The organism is Anaerobacillus alkalilacustris, from assembly GCF_001866005.1.
GTDB classification, from domain to species: domain Bacteria; phylum Bacillota; class Bacilli; order Bacillales; family Anaerobacillaceae; genus Anaerobacillus; species Anaerobacillus alkalilacustris.
This window is the reverse complement of the sequence record NZ_MLQR01000045.1, coordinates 32999-51171: the sequence shown is the minus strand read 5'-3', so window position 1 is coordinate 51171 and position 18173 is coordinate 32999. Positions and strand designations below refer to the sequence as shown.

At 32.2% G+C, this 18173-nt stretch carries 21 protein-coding genes and 1 pseudogene; 16 read left to right on the top strand and 6 right to left on the bottom strand.

Going from position 1 to position 18173, the window contains the following annotated elements:
- Nucleotides 1-161 precede the first annotated feature (161 nt).
- From BKP37_RS16890 to BKP37_RS16880, 4 genes are all read left to right on the top strand, one after another.
- A complete protein-coding gene (locus tag BKP37_RS16890; RefSeq protein ID WP_071310804.1) occupies nt 162-1127 on the top strand; it encodes a DUF4097 family beta strand repeat-containing protein in 966 nt (321 codons plus the stop codon).
- Nucleotides 1128-1220: 93 nt separating this feature from the next.
- Nucleotides 1221-1679: a hypothetical protein gene (locus BKP37_RS16885; RefSeq protein WP_071310803.1), complete on the top strand. Its 459-nt coding sequence runs from the start codon at nt 1221-1223 to the stop codon at nt 1677-1679.
- A gap of 280 nt (nt 1680-1959) precedes the next feature.
- Nucleotides 1960-2130, top strand: coding sequence for a hypothetical protein (locus BKP37_RS20230; RefSeq protein ID WP_169823177.1), 171 nt, complete (start codon nt 1960-1962; stop codon nt 2128-2130).
- Nucleotides 2131-2546: 416 nt separating this feature from the next.
- Nucleotides 2547-3392: an SDR family oxidoreductase gene (locus BKP37_RS16880; RefSeq protein ID WP_071310802.1), complete on the top strand. Its 846-nt coding sequence runs from the start codon at nt 2547-2549 to the stop codon at nt 3390-3392.
- Between the two features lie 267 nt (nt 3393-3659).
- Here BKP37_RS16880 and BKP37_RS21080 read toward each other — a convergent pair whose 3' ends face one another.
- On the bottom strand, nt 3660-3842 hold the full coding sequence (locus tag BKP37_RS21080) for a DUF5634 family protein (protein ID WP_084034835.1): 183 nt from the start codon (nt 3840-3842) through the stop codon (nt 3660-3662).
- A gap of 235 nt (nt 3843-4077) precedes the next feature.
- Here BKP37_RS21080 and BKP37_RS16870 point away from each other — a divergent pair, with 235 nt between their 5' ends.
- The 4 genes from BKP37_RS16870 to BKP37_RS16855 all read left to right on the top strand — a co-directional run bounded on the left by BKP37_RS16870 (nt 4078) and on the right by BKP37_RS16855 (nt 6148).
- The gene (locus tag BKP37_RS16870; protein ID WP_071310801.1) at nt 4078-4269 is read left to right on the top strand and encodes a YbxH family protein; all 192 of its coding nucleotides are present in this window, start codon (nt 4078-4080) and stop codon (nt 4267-4269) included.
- 18 nt (nt 4270-4287) lie between these two features.
- A complete protein-coding gene (locus BKP37_RS16865) occupies nt 4288-4539 on the top strand; it encodes a sigma-G-dependent sporulation-specific acid-soluble spore protein CsgA (protein ID WP_071310800.1) in 252 nt (83 codons plus the stop codon).
- A gap of 115 nt (nt 4540-4654) precedes the next feature.
- Complete coding sequence (locus BKP37_RS16860) at nt 4655-5431, top strand: nucleotidyltransferase domain-containing protein (RefSeq protein ID WP_071310799.1); 777 nt, start codon at nt 4655-4657, stop codon at nt 5429-5431.
- A 75-nt stretch (nt 5432-5506) separates the two neighbouring features.
- A complete protein-coding gene (locus BKP37_RS16855; protein WP_071310798.1) occupies nt 5507-6148 on the top strand; it encodes an HAD-IA family hydrolase in 642 nt (213 codons plus the stop codon).
- 12 nt (nt 6149-6160) lie between these two features.
- On the opposite strand, the gene BKP37_RS16850 is transcribed toward BKP37_RS16855, so the two are convergent.
- The gene (locus tag BKP37_RS16850; protein ID WP_084034833.1) at nt 6161-6373 is read right to left on the bottom strand and encodes an aspartyl-phosphate phosphatase Spo0E family protein; all 213 of its coding nucleotides are present in this window, start codon (nt 6371-6373) and stop codon (nt 6161-6163) included.
- 341 nt (nt 6374-6714) lie between these two features.
- Here BKP37_RS16850 and BKP37_RS19470 point away from each other — a divergent pair, with 341 nt between their 5' ends.
- Complete coding sequence (locus BKP37_RS19470; RefSeq protein ID WP_342707803.1) at nt 6715-6909, top strand: DNA-3-methyladenine glycosylase; 195 nt, start codon at nt 6715-6717, stop codon at nt 6907-6909.
- Nucleotides 6910-6937: 28 nt separating this feature from the next.
- Here the strand turns inward: BKP37_RS19470 and BKP37_RS16845 are convergent, their stop codons facing one another.
- Complete coding sequence (locus BKP37_RS16845) at nt 6938-7345, bottom strand: hypothetical protein (RefSeq protein ID WP_071310796.1); 408 nt, start codon at nt 7343-7345, stop codon at nt 6938-6940.
- Nucleotides 7346-7911: 566 nt separating this feature from the next.
- A complete protein-coding gene (locus tag BKP37_RS16840; protein WP_071310795.1) occupies nt 7912-8172 on the bottom strand; it encodes a DUF1292 domain-containing protein in 261 nt (86 codons plus the stop codon).
- A gap of 349 nt (nt 8173-8521) precedes the next feature.
- Between BKP37_RS16840 and BKP37_RS16835 the strand changes: the two genes are divergently transcribed.
- Nucleotides 8522-8779 carry a hypothetical protein gene (locus tag BKP37_RS16835; RefSeq protein WP_071310794.1) on the top strand — a complete coding sequence of 86 codons (258 nt, stop codon included), beginning with the start codon at nt 8522-8524 and terminating at the stop codon, nt 8777-8779.
- Nucleotides 8780-9235: 456 nt separating this feature from the next.
- Nucleotides 9236-10699: a PAS domain-containing sensor histidine kinase gene (locus BKP37_RS16830; protein ID WP_071310793.1), complete on the top strand. Its 1464-nt coding sequence runs from the start codon at nt 9236-9238 to the stop codon at nt 10697-10699.
- Nucleotides 10700-10815: 116 nt separating this feature from the next.
- On the opposite strand, the gene BKP37_RS16825 is transcribed toward BKP37_RS16830, so the two are convergent.
- Nucleotides 10816-11064 carry a hypothetical protein gene (locus BKP37_RS16825; protein ID WP_071310792.1) on the bottom strand — a complete coding sequence of 83 codons (249 nt, stop codon included), beginning with the start codon at nt 11062-11064 and terminating at the stop codon, nt 10816-10818.
- 189 nt (nt 11065-11253) lie between these two features.
- Here BKP37_RS16825 and BKP37_RS20225 point away from each other — a divergent pair, with 189 nt between their 5' ends.
- The gene (locus tag BKP37_RS20225; RefSeq protein WP_169823175.1) at nt 11254-11403 is read left to right on the top strand and encodes a hypothetical protein; all 150 of its coding nucleotides are present in this window, start codon (nt 11254-11256) and stop codon (nt 11401-11403) included.
- 416 nt (nt 11404-11819) lie between these two features.
- Here BKP37_RS20225 and BKP37_RS16820 read toward each other — a convergent pair whose 3' ends face one another.
- Nucleotides 11820-12881: an AbrB family transcriptional regulator gene (locus tag BKP37_RS16820; protein WP_071310791.1), complete on the bottom strand. Its 1062-nt coding sequence runs from the start codon at nt 12879-12881 to the stop codon at nt 11820-11822.
- 536 nt (nt 12882-13417) lie between these two features.
- Here BKP37_RS16820 and BKP37_RS21075 point away from each other — a divergent pair.
- From BKP37_RS21075 to BKP37_RS16805, 4 genes and pseudogenes are all read left to right on the top strand, one after another.
- A pseudogene (locus BKP37_RS21075) lies at nt 13418-13582 on the top strand (EAL domain-containing protein); the annotation flags it as partial.
- Nucleotides 13583-14085: 503 nt separating this feature from the next.
- Nucleotides 14086-15030 carry a beta-ketoacyl-ACP synthase III gene (locus tag BKP37_RS16815; protein WP_071310790.1) on the top strand — a complete coding sequence of 315 codons (945 nt, stop codon included), beginning with the start codon at nt 14086-14088 and terminating at the stop codon, nt 15028-15030.
- Nucleotides 15031-15055: 25 nt separating this feature from the next.
- Nucleotides 15056-16297, top strand: coding sequence for a beta-ketoacyl-ACP synthase II (fabF, locus tag BKP37_RS16810; RefSeq protein WP_071310789.1), 1242 nt, complete (start codon nt 15056-15058; stop codon nt 16295-16297).
- Nucleotides 16298-16647: 350 nt separating this feature from the next.
- Nucleotides 16648-18057, top strand: a complete 1410-nt coding sequence (locus tag BKP37_RS16805) for a sigma-54 interaction domain-containing protein (protein ID WP_071310788.1) — start codon at nt 16648-16650, stop codon at nt 18055-18057.
- Nucleotides 18058-18173: the final 116 nt, after the last annotated feature.

Here is an 18173-nt window from a genome sequence, read left to right as displayed (position 1 = left end):
ATGGAAGTTCAACTTAATGGAAAAGATTATGAAGTTATTTCCTTCTCGGTCAACTTTAGGGCTTTTTAAAAAATTTAAGATATTAAATTCGATTAAGGAAATCTCTTAATCATTTAATTTAGCGAATGACGTGACACTATAAAAATTTAGGAGGGGTACAGATGAATAAAGTAACATTTTTAGGTTTATCATTAATAGTTATTGGCTTGTTTGCTTTAGTTATAAATTTTAATCAACCATTTTTTGGTTTGTTATCGGATAAAGTAGTGAATATAAATGAGAATGAAGTGATTGACGGAAGAAACATATCAAACATTGATGTTAACAACTCATCACTTCCAGTACTTATAAAACCTACAAAAAATAATGACATAAGGATTGAGTTTCAAGGTAAGGTAAGTGAAAAATATAAAAATGATTTTACTCTTGAAGTGAAAAAAAATAATGATAAGGTGCAAGTTATGATAAATAATAAAAGTCCAATAAAAACCGGTTTTAATTTTAGAACTACGAGAATAAATATGCAACTTAACATTTATGTCCCACAAAAGCTCTACGATTCTATTAGTATAAGTTCTTCATCAGGGAAGGTTATCGCAACAGATATACAAGCTAAGAACTTTTATTTAAGAGCAAGTTCGGGAAAAATTGAAGTTTTAAATTTATTTGTAGAAAAAAACCTTAAATTAGAAGCTTCAAGTGGTCGAATTGAGGCAAAAGATAGTGTAGCCACGTTTGTAGGTGTTACAGCAAGTAGTGGAACTATTTCTTTATCAAATGTTATTACAGAAAAGTTAGAGGTTACTTCTTCTTCTGGAAGAATTAATTTAACTGACATTGATGGAGATATAACAGCTAGTTCGAGCTCAGGTAAAATTACGATTAAAAACAAAGAGCTAACCAATGATATTACAGTAGCTACCTCAAGTGGTCGTGTCGAAGTAAAGTTTACTAATTCTCCGACCTCAGCCATTATTGACTTCCTAGGAAGCTCAGGTAATGGAAATGTTCATATTTCTGGTATGAAATTTGAGGAAAAGTCGAATAATCGTATTTTAGGAACAATTGGTTCGGAAAGTCCTAAAGTAAAAGTTCGAACCTCATCAGGGAGTTTTTATTTGAATTGATAAATTTATAAGGTATCTTAGTAAATAATGGCTCTTCCCAAATTGATTTTAGTATGTTAAGTATTAAATAAATATGTTTTGAGGGAGACAAGAATGAAAAAGCTATTCATTACATTCTCAATTATTGTTTGTCTTGTCGTTTTAGGGAAGTATGCTTATGATTTTTTTATTAATGTGGTTTCAGATAAATTAATAGAAAACGTTATTAATGATTTATTAGATGATCAGATTGTGGATGAACTTTTAAGTAACCCTGAAATTACTGAGCTAGTTAAAGAGTTTATGGAAAATCAGCAGATAAATCCAACACAAGAAAATCTTGAACAACTACCATTTTCCACAAAAGAAGAGGGAGTTAAAGTTATTTTGAAAAATTTTTCTATTAAAGAAATGAACGATATTTCAAATCAGTTCCAAAGCTCTTTAACGATAGATGAACAACTTCAATTAGTGTACCAATTAAAGGACCGCTTTTCTGAGGAAGAGTTAAATGCATTAATGGCCATAGGAGTTGCTGAGTTACAAAAGGAATTAATGAAAAGAAATCCTTAATATATACCGAAAAAAATTAAATAATATATACGAGAGCCCTAATTTTCAAAGGCTCTTGTTTTTTACAGTATCAAAATTTATAAATTTCTAACTTGGAAACTGTCCAGCGCAAGGCGTCATCCGCTCGATCACTTCAGACCTTCTCTTTCGGTCAAAAACCCGACCGCTACGAGCAGGTCTTCCAGTGTTTGTCGCCGATAGGCGGGCGCCTTGCGCTTTTCTTGAGTAAAAATTATTCATACGATTTTGGAAATAATAAAAACCTAAAGGAGGGTTTGAAATGAGTAAACTAAATAATGAAGCGGCACCAAATAACAATATGACACCTGGGGATATAAAAGCTTCAAAATATGCCCCGAAAGAAGACCATGAGTTTTCTGAAGAGCTTTCCGATGGTGGGGAGCGTGATGAAATAATAAAAAAACAGACGAAGGGTGTAAGACTTATTTAGTTGTAAATAAGGGAGTAAGGACGAAAAATCAGAGATCCTTACTCCTTTTTTCTTCTCACTCTTAATTGTGTAGTCAGTATACATAAGAATTCAATAAGAATACCAAATATAATTGACATTTTATAGTAGTGGTGTTAACTTAAGCGAAGTTAACTTATTGTATAAACGACACCTTATCGGACTATTTCATCCTAGCCTAAAATGGAATGTAAGGTTAGGTTTTCTTTTTGTAGAAAAAATTTATTATAAGGAACTGTGATAATTTTTTGCAATTGTACTATAAAGAAAATCTTTATTTAATATTTATTGCTTAACTACCTAAAAGGAGCTACATTTAGTATCAAGACTACCGGAAATAAGCAATTATGAAATTTATTAACTAATATATATTTAGATTTAAAGAAAGAGTGACGAAAATGGAAAAAACGATTGTGTTGATAACCGGAACAAACAGTGGGTTTGGTTATTTAGCTACGCTGCATTTAGCTAAACAGGGTTACTTTGTTGTTGCTACAATGCGAGACTTAAATAAAAAACATTTATTAATAGAAGAAGCCAAGAAAAACAATATATTAAACAATATAGATGTTTTACAATTAGACGTTACAAAAGATCAAGAAATTAATGAAATAAAAAATTATGTTCAACAAAGATATCATAAAATTGATATATTAATTAATAACGCAGGTTACTGCTGTGGGGGGATGACTGAACTTCTCTCCATTAACGATTGGAAATATCAATTAGAGACAAACGTCTTAGGCGTTGTCTCTGTTACACAAGCTTTTTTACCTATGATGAGAGAAAGGAGGAAAGGAAAAATCATTAATATTGGCAGTATTAGCGGCCGTTTTGGTTTCCCTGGTTTGGGGGCTTATGCTACATCGAAATTTGCCTTAAGTGGTTTTAGTGAATCACTTCGATTGGAAATATTACCTTTTAATATATATGTTAGTATCATTGAAGCTGGTTCTTTTCAAACGGATATTTGGAAGAAAAGTTTAAGTGAAGTTCAACTATCAGAGCAACAAGATTATCATGGTTTTATGAAATTAATTTTTAATGAAGCTAATAAAACAGCTAAAAAAGCCGCAGACCCAAACAAAGTTGTTTTATTAATTGAAAAAATATCTAAAGCAAGAAATCCAAAACTACGTTATCAAGTAGGTAGCGGAGTAAAATCAATGATATTTTGGAAGAATATATTACCTTGGTCACTACTTGAAAAAATAATCTTAGTGAAATTAAACAAGCATAATTAGATGAGATATTTAACAATTTTCATAAATAATAGGCTAAATTAGCCTTGGATTATATCGGTATGTAGGAAATCTCAAGAACTTGTTAATACTGGCTTCCTATATAAAATAAGCAGCCGTTATCGTTAAATTATTTTAAATTTAATGTTTAATTCCTTCTTTAATATAGTCGAAAACATCGTCAAGGTTATTATATCCTGTAGAGTCTCCTTCATCACACTCGATTACCCATCTAGAGTCAATTGGTGCTAATTTACCTTCATGATTTTTTTAAAATGGTTGGTGAATCATGTAAACATCACCGTTCTTACGTATTGTAAAACCAAAATAGTATCGATCATCTTCGCCTTCTTCTTCAAATACTGCAATATCTTCTAGTTCATACTGGTCAATCATGCTTGGTAATGATTCAGTCATTTCACGAATGATAGCTTCTCTTGATATAAAATCCATTTTCAAACCCCTTTATTAGTTTCTTTTACACTTTTAATATGCTTTAACTAGGTAATATTTATTTGATTTATTGAATACAACAAACTATATCTAGTTTGTACGATTAATGCGCCTAGATACAGTTTTCAAAATACGTTTTATGACACTCATTAAAATACATGTATATGAACGATAATTTTTCATTTTTGAGTCATAATAATTATATTGTTGAATGAAAGTAAAGGAGTTGTATGGATTGGGAGCGATCGATCGAAATGGTTATCGATTTGAACCAGAATACAGTGTGATCAGTCAGGTTGGAGCAGTACATGTCTATAAAAGTGGTACGTATGTTGAAGAAATAAAATTTCAATTTCAAGGAGAGTTTCCTGAATCAGAACAAATACAAAAGAATATTGATACATATTGTAATCAACACAATATATAATAATTGGAGGTAGTACAGATGGATGTAACATTAGGATATTTACGTGAATCTTTATCTAATTACACAGAAAAATATGAAAGTTGCCAACAAATTTATGATAAGTTAAAAGAAAATCAGTATAAAGACGAAGGTGAATTTGTTAATGATCTAAATGAGGCTGAGATTGCAGTATTAGATTTAGTGTTAAAAAATGAAATAAATTATGCAAAAAAAGAGCAAGATGAAAAAAGAGCTCACGAACTTAGCGAAGTGTATGAATTACTATTTTAGAAAATGGAATTTTGATTTAAAATAGATGTTGAAAGGGAGACGGTGTCATAAGTGCACTGTCTTTACTATTTTAATAAGTAAGTTTCTATGTGAATAAGAATGAGGTAAATTTATTATGGAAGACCTTATAATGTCTACATTAACAAAACTAGAAGAGGTACATCATATTAAAGTTATTTTTGCCTGTGAAGCAGGTAGTAGAGCAGCTGGCTTACATACGTCACTGAGTGACTTTGATGTTCGGTTTATATACATAAAGCCAATTGATTGGTATTTATCAATTGATTCCAAAAATGATGTGTTATCATTTCCTATAAATAATAAGTTAGATATACATGGTTGGGATTTACGCAAGGCACTGTATCTAATGAAGAAATCAAATCCAACATTGTTAGAATGGCTTTCATCATCCGTTGTTTATTTGGAAGATCCTATGATTGTGGCAGAACTAAGAAGGCTAATACCGTGGATGTATTCTAGAAAAACATGTTTTTTCCACTATTTGAATATGACTAAGAGGAATTTTGGGGTATGTAAACGTAAAGGTAATGAGGAAATAAAACACTATATTAACGTGATTAGACCATTACTTGCAAGCCTTTGGTTAGAAAAAAATAACTCATTCCCACCTATTGAAGTCAATGAGTTATTAAATGGAATTGATTTAAATCAACCAATAAATAAAGAAATCGAACAACTCATTAAAAGGAAGAAAGGAGATGAAAGCGAGGGTTGTATTCATTTTGATATTGTTAATTTGTACATTGAAAGCGAGTTAGAGAGATTATCAAATCAAGCTTTTCCAAATGATCAAGGACTAAATCAATCTACTTTTCAATTAGATGAAATATTTAGGTTAGCATTGATAAGATCGTGGGATATAAAAATATAAAACATTCTTGCTTATTCAATACGGTTTTAAAGAACTTTAAGTATTGGGAAAGGCTGACCAGAGAGGAATTATTATATGATTAAGTACATTATCTTTGATTTTGACGGTACATTAGTAGACTCGAAGGATATAGCTATTTCAGTTATAAACCAATTAGCGGTTAAATATAACTATGAAAAGTTAAGTCAAGAAAAAATTAAGGAATTAAGAAAAGTATCAATTAAAGAACGGTGCAAAACCCTTGGATTTCCTTTATATAAAATTCCCTTTGCCGTTATTGAATTCTTAGCTCTTTATAAAAAATTCACACATCAACTTAAGCTTTTTCCAGGAATAAAAGATATGCTTGAAAAGTTAGTAGGTAGCGGATATAGATTAGCGGTTATTTCTTCTAACGCCGAAGAAACGATTAGAGAGTTTTTTAAGAATAAAGGTATCTATTCAATCGATGAGGTTTATTGTTCAAATAATGTTTTTGGAAAAGCTCAGGTTATAAAAAGATTTCTGAAAAAACATAAATTACATCAATCAGAAGTTCTTTATATTGGGGATGAATTACGAGATATCGTCGCATGTCGACAAGTATCAATCAAAATCATTTGGGTAAACTGGGGTTTTGATTCCATTGAAGTGATAAATAAAGTGAGTCCAGATTATGTTGCTTCTACTCCAAATGATATTATTACAAGCGTATCATTAATAAATCATCCTCTATAAGTAAAGTTATTTTTAAATACTCATTAGCTGTATAATGAGGTAAGGTAGGAAAACATAAGTTTTTGAAGTGTAATTTTTCAATTTATCGTATAAATTTAATAAATCATCTAATTCTTGACTACACTTTATCGTTTGTTTTGATGAAATCCCATACTTTAATGATATTTGAAGCATTTCACGACGTTTTTCTTCAATCTTTTCGATTAAATTCAAAGTATTTAACATATATGTCACTCCCATTAAAACAGATAGTATTATTATCCTATAAATTTGATTGGGAATTAATGGGCTTTTTTGTCTAAAGTGTGAACGAAAAGTGAAAATAGTTCGAAAGTTTCAGTGTTGAAGATCCATCACCTACAAAAGGACTAAGGATACAGATTAGGAAAACACGGGACGAATTTCTCCGTTCGTTATTCTCGCCACAGTTACGTTGGTCCTTTCGCAATTAGATATAGATTTGTACGGATTGGTTTTAGTTATGAAACAGAAACTAGACTAATAATGGGCTAAATGATAAAGTTTCTCATAGTTACTATAATCGAAGAACTGCTAGAACTGAAATAATGTTTGGGTCTGCAGGTTACACGTACACGTATGTAATACATAAGCATTGTTTAGTAAACGTTGTAAGTGGACGCGTGAATCATCACCCAGAAGCTGTATTGATTAGATCATTAGAACCTTTTGTTGGCCTAGATTTGATGTATGAGCGACGAGGAACGATGAAAAAGGTTACTAAAGCGGTTAGGGAAGAATAGCTGACTTAGAAAGCCAGCTATTTAATCGTTATTGTTGTTGGATATTGCTCATTTGGTATTGTGGTTGACTAGGCATTTGATGCTGCATTTGATTAATCATAGAAGGTTGAGTTTGTTGGTGTATTGGTTGATATGAGTGTATCATGCTCGTTTGTTGATGCCCAATTTGACTTTCTATTTGATTACATGTTTGGATAATTTGTTGACACTGTCTTAGAGCTTGGTCATGCCCTTGTAAAGACTGTTGAATATATTGAACTGCTTGTCTTTCGCGTTGTAGCAATTGCTCTAACATTTGGATGTTCTGTTGTTCTTGCTGCATCATTTGTTTGTACTGTTGAGTACCTTGTTGAGTTTGGTGCATTAATTGTTGAGCTTGCTGACGACATTCATTAATTTGTTGGACCGAAGTACCTTGTGGCATCATAGTGTTCATAAGATCTAACCTCCAAATTGAATTTGTTTTTCGAAACAAGACTATTATGTGTTTTGTTTTTTTAAATATGTCTTACAAAATTTTGATATTACATAACCATAAGTTAGGAAGTTTCTTCCATTATAAAATGTGTTGTTTTAATGATGAAAAGGTGTGCTTTTGTTTGGGTATACGGATTTTTATTTTTTTCATTTACACAATCTAATTATTCATTATTTAAACTAGATCACTTACTTGGTAAGGTAAAGAGAGGAAAAACCCTCTCAAGAAATGCTTCATTTAGCGACTCATTCTTCTGAGCCATTGTCAAAACTAGTAATTGCTCTAAATGGTTCTTATAAAAGTTTACCAAGTGAACTCGTTTCAACAAGCTGAAACATTGGAAAATCAGGTGGAGAGTCTACTTCACCTGATTGGAAAATTCCACCTACGTTACGCTTAGAGGTGGGGGTCTATGAACCTTAAGTACAAATCATTTTGATTAAACATTTTGTGTTTAACTGCCGCTATGTGATCACACAATCTAATATCAGTGAAAAAACTTCTACTGATTGTACCGTTCAGTTTTATTGGATTTCTGTCGGCTCTGCATCTACCGCAAGTTCATAAGCAGTTAAAATCGAGTCTCTCTCGTCTGGATCGGTAATCCCCACTAAAAATTGTTCGTTATCTTGATCTTCAATTCTCATAAGAATTGTTTCACCATCATCTGAAAGTAGGACATAAGAGTTATCTTCCATATCAAATAACCCCTCAACATTGTAGTCCTTTATATTGCCATTTTCATCTTCAATTGTAATTTGATCTCTAATAGCATCGATTTCCATGATTTTATCACCTTCCTTCAAAGTCTCCTTTTAATTTTTCCTAGTTAATGAATTTCATAATTGTTTATTTTTGCTACTCTGATACTAAATGTTGTTGGATGAAGACCGTTTGAACAACATTTATACTTTTGTAGCTCCATTTAGGTAATTATGAATTTCACTCGGTATAAATAAAATTATTTTCTTTTTTCTAAACATAGAGGTCGATAATCAGGAAAATTTTACTTTATTCATAATTGATCAATCGAATAAATTATATAAATCGGTAAAAAATAATTCATATCTCGTTATTGTAGTGGTAGTACTTTTAAAATCAGTGGAGTTAAACTTTATAATCAGGAGGGGTAGTATGGAACAAAACTCTTTAACATACTTTGAAAAGTTAGAAAAGCTATATATATTAACCGAAACTCGTCAAATGTTACGTGATAAAGTTGCTGAATTAAGTTTCAGTAATGAAAACTTTGACAATATTAATGAAGATCTAACAAAAATTGAAGAAGAAATAATGTCTTATACAAATGGACATCCACTTGAAAATTTAGACTTTTCTAATATTTCATTATTGAACCCTGCAATTATCTCTTTATATGAAGAACATGAATAAGTTACAAGTGTAATAAATGATCGTAATATTTCTATCAATCAGAAGAAAATAAAGCTTATCGAGCGATTTGAAGAGAAATTGAAGAAGCAAGTTAACGAGACCACCATGTGCCATACACCCGGTTCATAATACATTTATTTGTCATTATGGAAAAAAACAAAAACAACTCAAATGAGATCTTATGAACTGTACTTGAAAAGTTTACGAAATGTCACAGGGATAGGAAATATCCTAAAGTAGAATTTTCAAGTTATTAACTTTGAACATAAAGGGACGAAACCACTTGGTTTCGTCCCTTTTAAATGATAAATGCAAAGTCATGTTTTCTACTCAATTTAGTAATTTACAAAATAGTACTTTGACTTCTTGTCAAAAAACACTATGGACATAGTGTTTTTGTATGGTGCATAATAGAAAAAAGACAATAGCGTACGAACAGGAAAAGAGGAAAATGAATTGGATTCTACAAACGCTTTTAGTAATTTTACCACTGATATTAAATATGCATTAGATGCAACTACAATAATCGCTATAACTGATTGTAAAGGTGAAATTATTTATGTGAATGATAAATTTTGTACCATATCAAAATACACCCGTGAAGAATTAATCGGACAGGATCATCGAATCCTTAATTCAGGTCATCATCATAAACAATTCTTTCACACAATGTATAAGACAATATTAAAAGGGATTGTATGGACCGGTGAAATTAAAAATAAATCCAAAGACGGAACGTACTACTGGGTTCATACAACGATCGTTCCTTTTTTAGATAAACACGGGAAACCGTATCAGTATATATCAATTCGCACTGATATTACCGACAGAAAAGCTACTGAAGAAAATTTGAAAAACACATTAAAAGTATTAGCGAATACTAATAAAGAATTAGCAGATATAAAACACGCATTAGATGCCTCTTCGATTTTAGCAATTACTGATAATAAAGGAATTATTACATATGTGAATGATACATTTTGTGAAATTTCAAAATATAGTCGTGAAGAATTAATAGGTCGAAGTCATAGCATATTAAACTCTAGCTATCATCGACCAAGCTTTTTTAAAGAAATGTGGAAGAAGATCGGAAAAGGTAATATTTGGAAAGGTGAAGTGAAAAATGTTACGAAAGATGGAAAGGAATATTGGGTAGATACGACGATTGTTCCTTTTTTGAATGATAAAGGCAAACCTTATCAATATGTTGCAATCCGTAAAGATATTTCAGACAGAAAAAAAGTTGAAGAAATGATATTAAGGTCTGAAAAACTTGCACTTATTGGAGAACTAGCAGCTGGAGTAGCGCATGAAATTCGTAATCCTTTAACCTCGTTAAGGGGATATACAGAATTTTTAAAAGATGAAACGATAGAAGAAGAAAAGCAACAATATTTTGACATATTATTAGATGAGATTGAGCGGATTGATTTTATTGTAGACGAGTTTATGTTATTAGCTAAACCAAAGATCTTAAAATTTAATCAGAAAAATCTAATTTCAATCCTTAATCATACTATAACATTCCTTAAAACAGAGGCTAAATATAAACGAGTTGTAATAATAACTGACTTTAATTCAGACGAGATTATTGTCGAATGTGATGAAAACCAGTTAAAACAAGTATTTCTAAATCTTGTTAAGAACGCGATTGAAGCGATGCCAACTGGAGGAAATCTTTATATTAGAGTAAGGCAAAATAAAAAAACGGTGAGTATTGATTTTCAAGATGAAGGTGTGGGTATACCAAAAGAAAAGTTACAACATCTTGGAGAACCATTTTATTCGACAAAAGAGTATGGAAATGGTTTAGGATTAATGGTTTGTTTTAAAATAATTCATGATCATAAAGGTACAATTTTTGTAGATAGTGAGGTTAATCATGGAACAACTTTTACCATTACAATGCCCAATTCGTAAAATTCAGTTGAATTTTTCTTGTACTTAAGAGTCGTATTTTCAAGTGAACCCTGGAGTATTATTATACTTCAGGGTTACATGTAAACCTAAAAAGATTAATGAACTTTTTGAATTTTTTACTGAGTTTTTAGTTTGTGCTTTACTTTTCTTAATACTTTATACACGAATGTCCTTATATCTACTCTTATGGGTTCGTATGTTTGTTTAAAAGTGTCAGCATTGCATGGATATTGCGCACCATCAGCATGTGTTATTAAATAATCTCCCGCCTTACCAGTTAATGTTCCTTCAGCCGTTTCAATAGTTATTGGGCTAGTAATTTTAACAGCTTCTACAATGACTGGCTTTCTTCTAAATTTTGGCATGTTAACTCACCCCCTATCTTAATTAGCGCCCCTAGGACAGAGTATTCATTATATAAAAAAACCGTGACACTCTAGTAAGTATAATAACGAAGTCATTTGGAATAATGATAAAGTATCGTTTTACTATTTTCATGAACTTCATAAACCGAGCAGAATAATATTCATTAATTTTAAAAATGAGGTGTTTACTTGAAAAAAAAGTCTTCAGAAATTAATAAACTAAAAAATAATCAGCAAGAACCACACTCAATAGAGATTAGTGAAACAGGGTATGGTTACGTTCCTACAGATTCAAGTATTGAAACTGAAAGAATCAATCAAATTGAGGATGATAATTAAATATAGTACCTTCATACAACATTTCTTTTTTGGCACATATTTTGGGAATAAATATAAATCTTAATAAATACATTCTTATTGTGCTTTCTTCTTTAATTTTTTGGAAATAATACTATCAGGAATGGGGTGATTTTAGTGCCAATTAGTGAAATGATTTCCAACTATGGTTTTCTTCTAGACGGCTTACTATTATTTCCACGAAGAGAGTATTGAAACAAAATTGGATTTAGGCACAAACAAAAAGACGACAGATATACGTTTTTATCTGTCGTCTTTTGCTTTATTTTTATAATCAGAATTTAGGGTCATAGACCCCCACCTCTAAGCGTAGCGTAGGGAATTTCCATTCAGGTGGAGTTGTGACTCTATCTAAATTTCTGATGTTCTAGCGAAGCTAGAACGAGTTTTCTGAGGTGTTATGCCGCGTTTTGTATTTCCGTTTTTTTGAAATACCATTTTAAAACTGAAGGGACAAACATAACGATTACAAGGATTCTTGTTAATTGTAGGGCACTAACTATGGCAGGGTCCCCACCGATAATAGAAGCTGTTAACACCATTTCAATTAAACCTCCAGGTGCAATACTTAAAATAGCCGTTGACAGATTTAGAGTAGTAAAGTGTGCTAACAATCCTCCTAAACCAAACGAAACAAAAATAAGGGCAAGAGAAACTCCAAAATAAACGAAACAATATTTCCCACCAAGTCTCAAGTCGCTAAAAGAAATATTTTTACCTAATCCAATTCCTACTGCTACTTGTGCTAAAATTAATAAAAAAGAGGGAAGGATTGATAAGTTGATCATACTTATGTTCATTAGTGCTGTAATTATTAGTGGTATTATTACTGTACCGGCTGGTAATTTATTTCGAAATAATATTCCCATAACTACGGGGATTACAAACCATAATAAATTCCAATTTCCAAAACTAAACACTGTTGCTGTTGACCACTCATAGCTAGAATAGCTTCGTTCATTGAAAATATAAGTAATCGTACTTGGTACCAAAAATAAAACGGTAAGTAACCTAACAGTTTGAAAAATTAATACAAATGAAGATTTAGCATTTAGAGCTTCACTAGCAATTACCATTTCTGTAATCCCACCTGGAATAGAACCGAAAGCACTAGTAATTTTATCTACATTTATCCACCTAGTTACAACTGAACTTAGTAAAATACTGAAAAGTATAAGGAGGAAGGTTGATATTAGGTAAGGAAGAAAATAGGGACCAACTGTTAAAAATGTTTCCTTTGAAAAATATAATCCAAAATAAATACCTAAAATAATTAACCCACTATTTTTTATGGAACCAGGCCAATATGACTTTCGCTTCATCAGTCCTTGCCAAACCATAACAAACGTTAATGACCCTAACATCCATGGTAACGGAAGATGGATGATACTAAATAAGTATCCACCAATAAAACCGACAACCGCAGTTTCGAGAAGTCGGAAAACGTATGTACTTCCCATGAAAATAACCCCTTTAATCATAATTAATAATATCAATATCGTGAATATTTATTAATGAGATTGTATCATAATATTCACTTTTACGTTTACCGAAGTGAACTCGTTTCAGCAAGCTGAAACATCGGAAAATCAGGTGGAGAGTCTACTCCACCTGATTGGAAAATCCGAGCTACGCTACGCTTAGAGGTGGGAATCTTTTATCCTAAAAAAAATTCAGATAAATTTTTTCAGTTTCAACGTAATTAATGAAAACATAAAAATGGCTTTTTAGTATGGTGTGAATTAAGTGCTACTAATTATTTAAGAGACCGTTTTATAAATGGGTTGTCTTTAATTTACGAGATATAACAAAACAAAAGAATATAGAAGAAAAAGCGCAAGCGCCTTGGTCACGAGCGAAAGGCGATGGAGCTAGACAGTTTACAAGTTAGAAATTTATAAATTCTGATTCGATGAAATAATCCATTATATGGATTATTTTAATTATTTAACAGATTTGCCTAATCGAAGGCATTTGAAGTACTTTAGCGGATTTTGGAACAGGTTATTCTGCAATTAATTATTTGCGAAAAATACCATGTGATATTATTAACATTGATAAGAGTTTAGTAAAGGATATACAAATAGAAGTAACAAATTTTGAAATAGTAGTTGGGATTGTTGCACTCTGTCATAAGTTAAACAAAACCAGTCGTTGCTAAAGCGGTTGAAACACCTCAACAGTTATTAATTTTGCAAAAAATTGAGTATAACGAAATTCAAGGATAGTTGTTTAGTAAGTCTGTTGAAGAAACTGAGTTTGTTGAGATTATAAATATGACTGGTTTTACAAAATTGTAATAAAGGATTAATTTAAGTAAAATTAAGACTGCAGCAAAGAACTGGCATAGAGAAAATATGTTATTTCTTTGCTTTTTTGTTTCAATATTCAATACTTTACGTTTATAATACTTTTGAACGTATAGACCGACCATGCTGCTTGGAAATGTTATTAAATGATTGAGTTTCATTATTACCACAACTGAGCCACGTAAAATAATATCAAGTTGCGAATGTTACTGGGACTAGCTATAGTATCTTAATGGTGAATATAATGAATGATGAAATTCAATGAAATAACTTTTTTTTTAAATTGGTTTCCTGTAAAATAAATATATATATGAGATATTATGACCTAGTCATAAGGAAAAGTTAGGGTGGTATAATGAAATGTGTTGGTATCATTGGTATTGGTGCCTATGTTCCAGAGAATATAGTAACTAATGAACAATTAGAAAAAATAGTTGATACAACTGATGAATGGATTCGCTCAAGAACAGGAATTGAAGAACGTAGGATTGCTGATAGCGAAATGGATACATCTGATATGGCAGTAATTGCAGCCCAAAAAGCACTAGTTGATTCTTCACTTGATGCTAAAGATATTGATTTGATTTTGGTTGCAACTGCGACACCAGATTATGTTTTTCCAACTGTAGCTTGTATGGTTCAAGAGGCTCTTGAAATACCGAATATTCCTGCTATGGATCTTAGTGCAGCATGTTCAGGATTTGTATATGCATTGGTGACAGCTAAGCAATTCATCGAAACAAATACATATAAAAATATTTTAATTATTGGTAGTGAAAAGTTTTCTAAAATTACTGATTGGTCAGATCGAAATACTTCAGTTTTATTTGGTGATGGAGCAGGTGCTGTTGTACTTAGTGAGGTTCCCCCTGGTAAGGGCATTTTATCTTTTGAATTAGGAGCAGATGGTACAGGCGGGAAACATTTACTTGTTGATAATAAATCGAATTTAGTCACAATGAATGGTCGCGAGGTTTTCAAATTTGCTGTTAGACAAATGCCTGAATCTAGTTTGAACGTAGTATATAAAGCTGGACTAAAAAAAGAAGATGTCGATTTTCTCATTCCACATCAAGCGAACATACGCATTATTGATGCTGCAAGAGAGAGACTGGGTCTTAACAAAGAAAAAGTTTCAACGACTGTCACGAAACACGGTAATACTTCAGCAGCTTCTATACCGTTAGCGTTATTCTCTGAGGTTGAAAAGGGCCTAATAAAAGATGGTGATATCGTTGTCATGGTTGGATTTGGTGGTGGTTTAACTTGGGGCTCGGTTTGTTTAAGATGGGGTAAATAATAATATTTTGAGAGGAGAGTTTACAATGAAAAAAAGAGTAGTAATTACAGGGATTGGAGCAGTAACACCTCTAGGAAACGATATTTTTACGACATGGGAAGAGATTAAAAAAGGTGTCTCCGGCATTGGTCCTTTAACAAAGATAGACACGGAGAACTTTAATGTAAAAGTTGCTGCGGTTTTAAAAGATTTTACTCCTGAACAATATATGGACAGTAAGGAAGCAAGAAGAATGGCACGCTTTACACAGTTAGCTATTGCTGCTAGTAAAATGGCTGTTTCTGATTCTGGTGTAGAAATTGGTAAGGATGTAGCCCCAGAACGGATTGGTGTTTGGATTGGTTCTGGAATTGGCGGATTAGACGCATTTGAGGAACAACATAAAAAGTTCTTATCTAAAGGACCAAAGCGTGTTAGCCCATTTATTATCCCAATGCTTATTCCGGATATGGCATCTGGACGTGTATCAATTGAATTAGGTGCAAAAGGGATAAATAACTGTTCTGTTACAGCATGCGCTTCAGGTGCTAATTCCATCGGTGATGCTTACCGTGTCATTCAGAATGGCGATGTAGACATGATGGTTACTGGAGGAACAGAATCTGCAATCACAGAAATGACAATCGCTGGTTTTTCAAATATGACGGCATTATCTACAAATCCTGATCCAAATACAGCAAGTCGCCCGTTTGACAAAAATCGTGATGGCTTTGTCATTGCAGAAGGTTCTGGGATATTGATTTTAGAAGAATTAGAGCATGCATTAGCACGTGGAGCGAAAATTTATGGTGAAATTGTTGGTTACGGGGCTACAGGAGATGCTCATCATATTACCACTCCAGCACCAAATGGGGAAGGTGGACAACGAGCAATGAAACTAGCATTGAAAGATGCTAATCTTGCTCCTGAACAAGTTGACTATATAAATGCTCATGGTACGAGTACACATTATAACGATTTATATGAAACGATTGCTATAAAAGAAGTGTTCGGAGAACATGCCTACAAGTTATCTGTCAGTTCAACAAAATCAATGACAGGACATATGTTAGGTGCTGCAGGAGCAATTGAAGCTCTATTCTCCCTATTAGCAATTAAAGATGGTATTATCCCACCTACCATTAATTACGAAACGCCTGATGATGATTTAGATTTAGATTACGTGCCAAATACCGCTAAAAAAGCGGACGTAAATACCGTAATTTCAAACTCATTAGGGTTTGGTGGACATAATGTTTCATTAGCATTTAAAAAGTATGAAGCTTAATTTCTAATAAATACCGAATAATCCCGAGAAGGTATTCTTTCCTGTTTTACTCGGTTAGCAAAAATAACGGACACGTATATTGACGATACGTGTCCGTTATTTGTTGAGCAGGTAAAAGAGGTCATCATAGGTCAGAGTGGAGCCCGTGATATGCAAAATTGACAATCAAACATACGTATGTTTTTGCGCATTAGACCTATTAGCTTCTTTCCTTCGTGATAACCTATCTCGCATAATAAAAGAAACAACATTTCGATAACCGGTCATATAATTAGAAAATAGGTTGATGTTTATCTAATTAACTCATACGTTTCTCGAAGAAAAGCAAAAAGTAAGGGGGGATACTTGCTATGCAGTTATCAGAACATTATGAATGGGTCTTGAGTAAAGTAAATATTGGTGTCCATATCGTCGATAGTCAAGGAATAACATCTTTTTATAATCAAACAATGGCTGATATCGATGGTTTAGTTCGAGAAAATGTTTTAGGTAAAAATATTTTTCAACTTTATCCCTCTTTAACAAGTGAGACGAGCACATTAAACCTAGCATTAAGTAAAGGATATGAAAGTGTCGATGTAATGCAAACTTATGTAAATTTACAAGGTAAACAAATAACCACAATTAATAGCACTTACCCATTGTATGAAGGAAATAAAATTATAGGAGCTGTAGAAACAGCCAAGGATATAACCCAAATTGTTAGCATGTACGATCAAACACTTGAATTAAGAAAACAACTTATTGAATCAAAGAGAAAAGGCAGAACATCAAATGGTTCGGCAGTTTATCATTTTAGTGATTTGATCGGTAAAAATCCAAATTTTCAACAGGCGGTATCAATCTCAAAAAGGGCTGCCCGTTCTCTTTCACCAGTTATGATTTGCGGAGCTACTGGAACAGGAAAAGAATTAGTTGCTCAAAGCATTCATAATGCCAGTGCTCGCCGCCAAAAGCCCTTTATTGCATTAAACTGCGCGGCAGTGCCAAAAGAATTGTTGGAAGGTTTATTATTTGGTACGAGTAAAGGTGCTTTTACCGGTGCAATTGATCGACCAGGTATTTTTGAACAAGCTGATGGTGGAACATTATTTTTAGATGAGGTTAATAGTCTTGAACTTTTACTTCAAGCAAAGTTACTCCGAGTCCTTCAGGATGGAAAAATTAGAAGGTTAGGCGGAAATGAAGAAAAAAAAGTCGATGTTAGAATTATTTCAGCGATGAATATGAAGCCTAAAAAAGCGCTAGAGAAAAATATACTAAGATCTGACTTATATTATCGATTAAATGTCGTCCATATAGAATTACCTCTCCTTAAAGATAGAAGAGGAGACATCCCTATCTTAATCGACCATTTTATTAATAAGTGTAATGAATTGTTTGGGTTGAAAGTTAAAGAAGTAAGTATAGAAGCATTACAATATTTACGTCAATACGATTGGCCAGGTAATATTCGTGAGTTAGACCATGCAATCGAATCTGCTTTTAATATTATTGATTTTGGTTATGAAACGATAGAGAAACACCACTTGCCCTCTCATATTTTTAATACGGCATCACAAGTAATTCCTGAAACGGCTAGATTTTCACCAATAAAAGATAGAATCGATCTACCAAATATTATAGAAGAATTTGAGCGTGAAACCATTTTCCGGATGTTTAATGATAATGATCGTAATATTTCGAAAACAGCCAAAGCATTAGGTATAAAACGACAGGCGTTACAATATAAATTAAATAAATACGGAATAGAAAAATAACGTAAGATATCTAAATTCCAAAATACAGATTTATGCGACTTAGATTATATCTAGTTGGATTAGTACGTTTCTAACTAGATGGATATAGTTTGCTATCGATTGAATAATTGAATTGA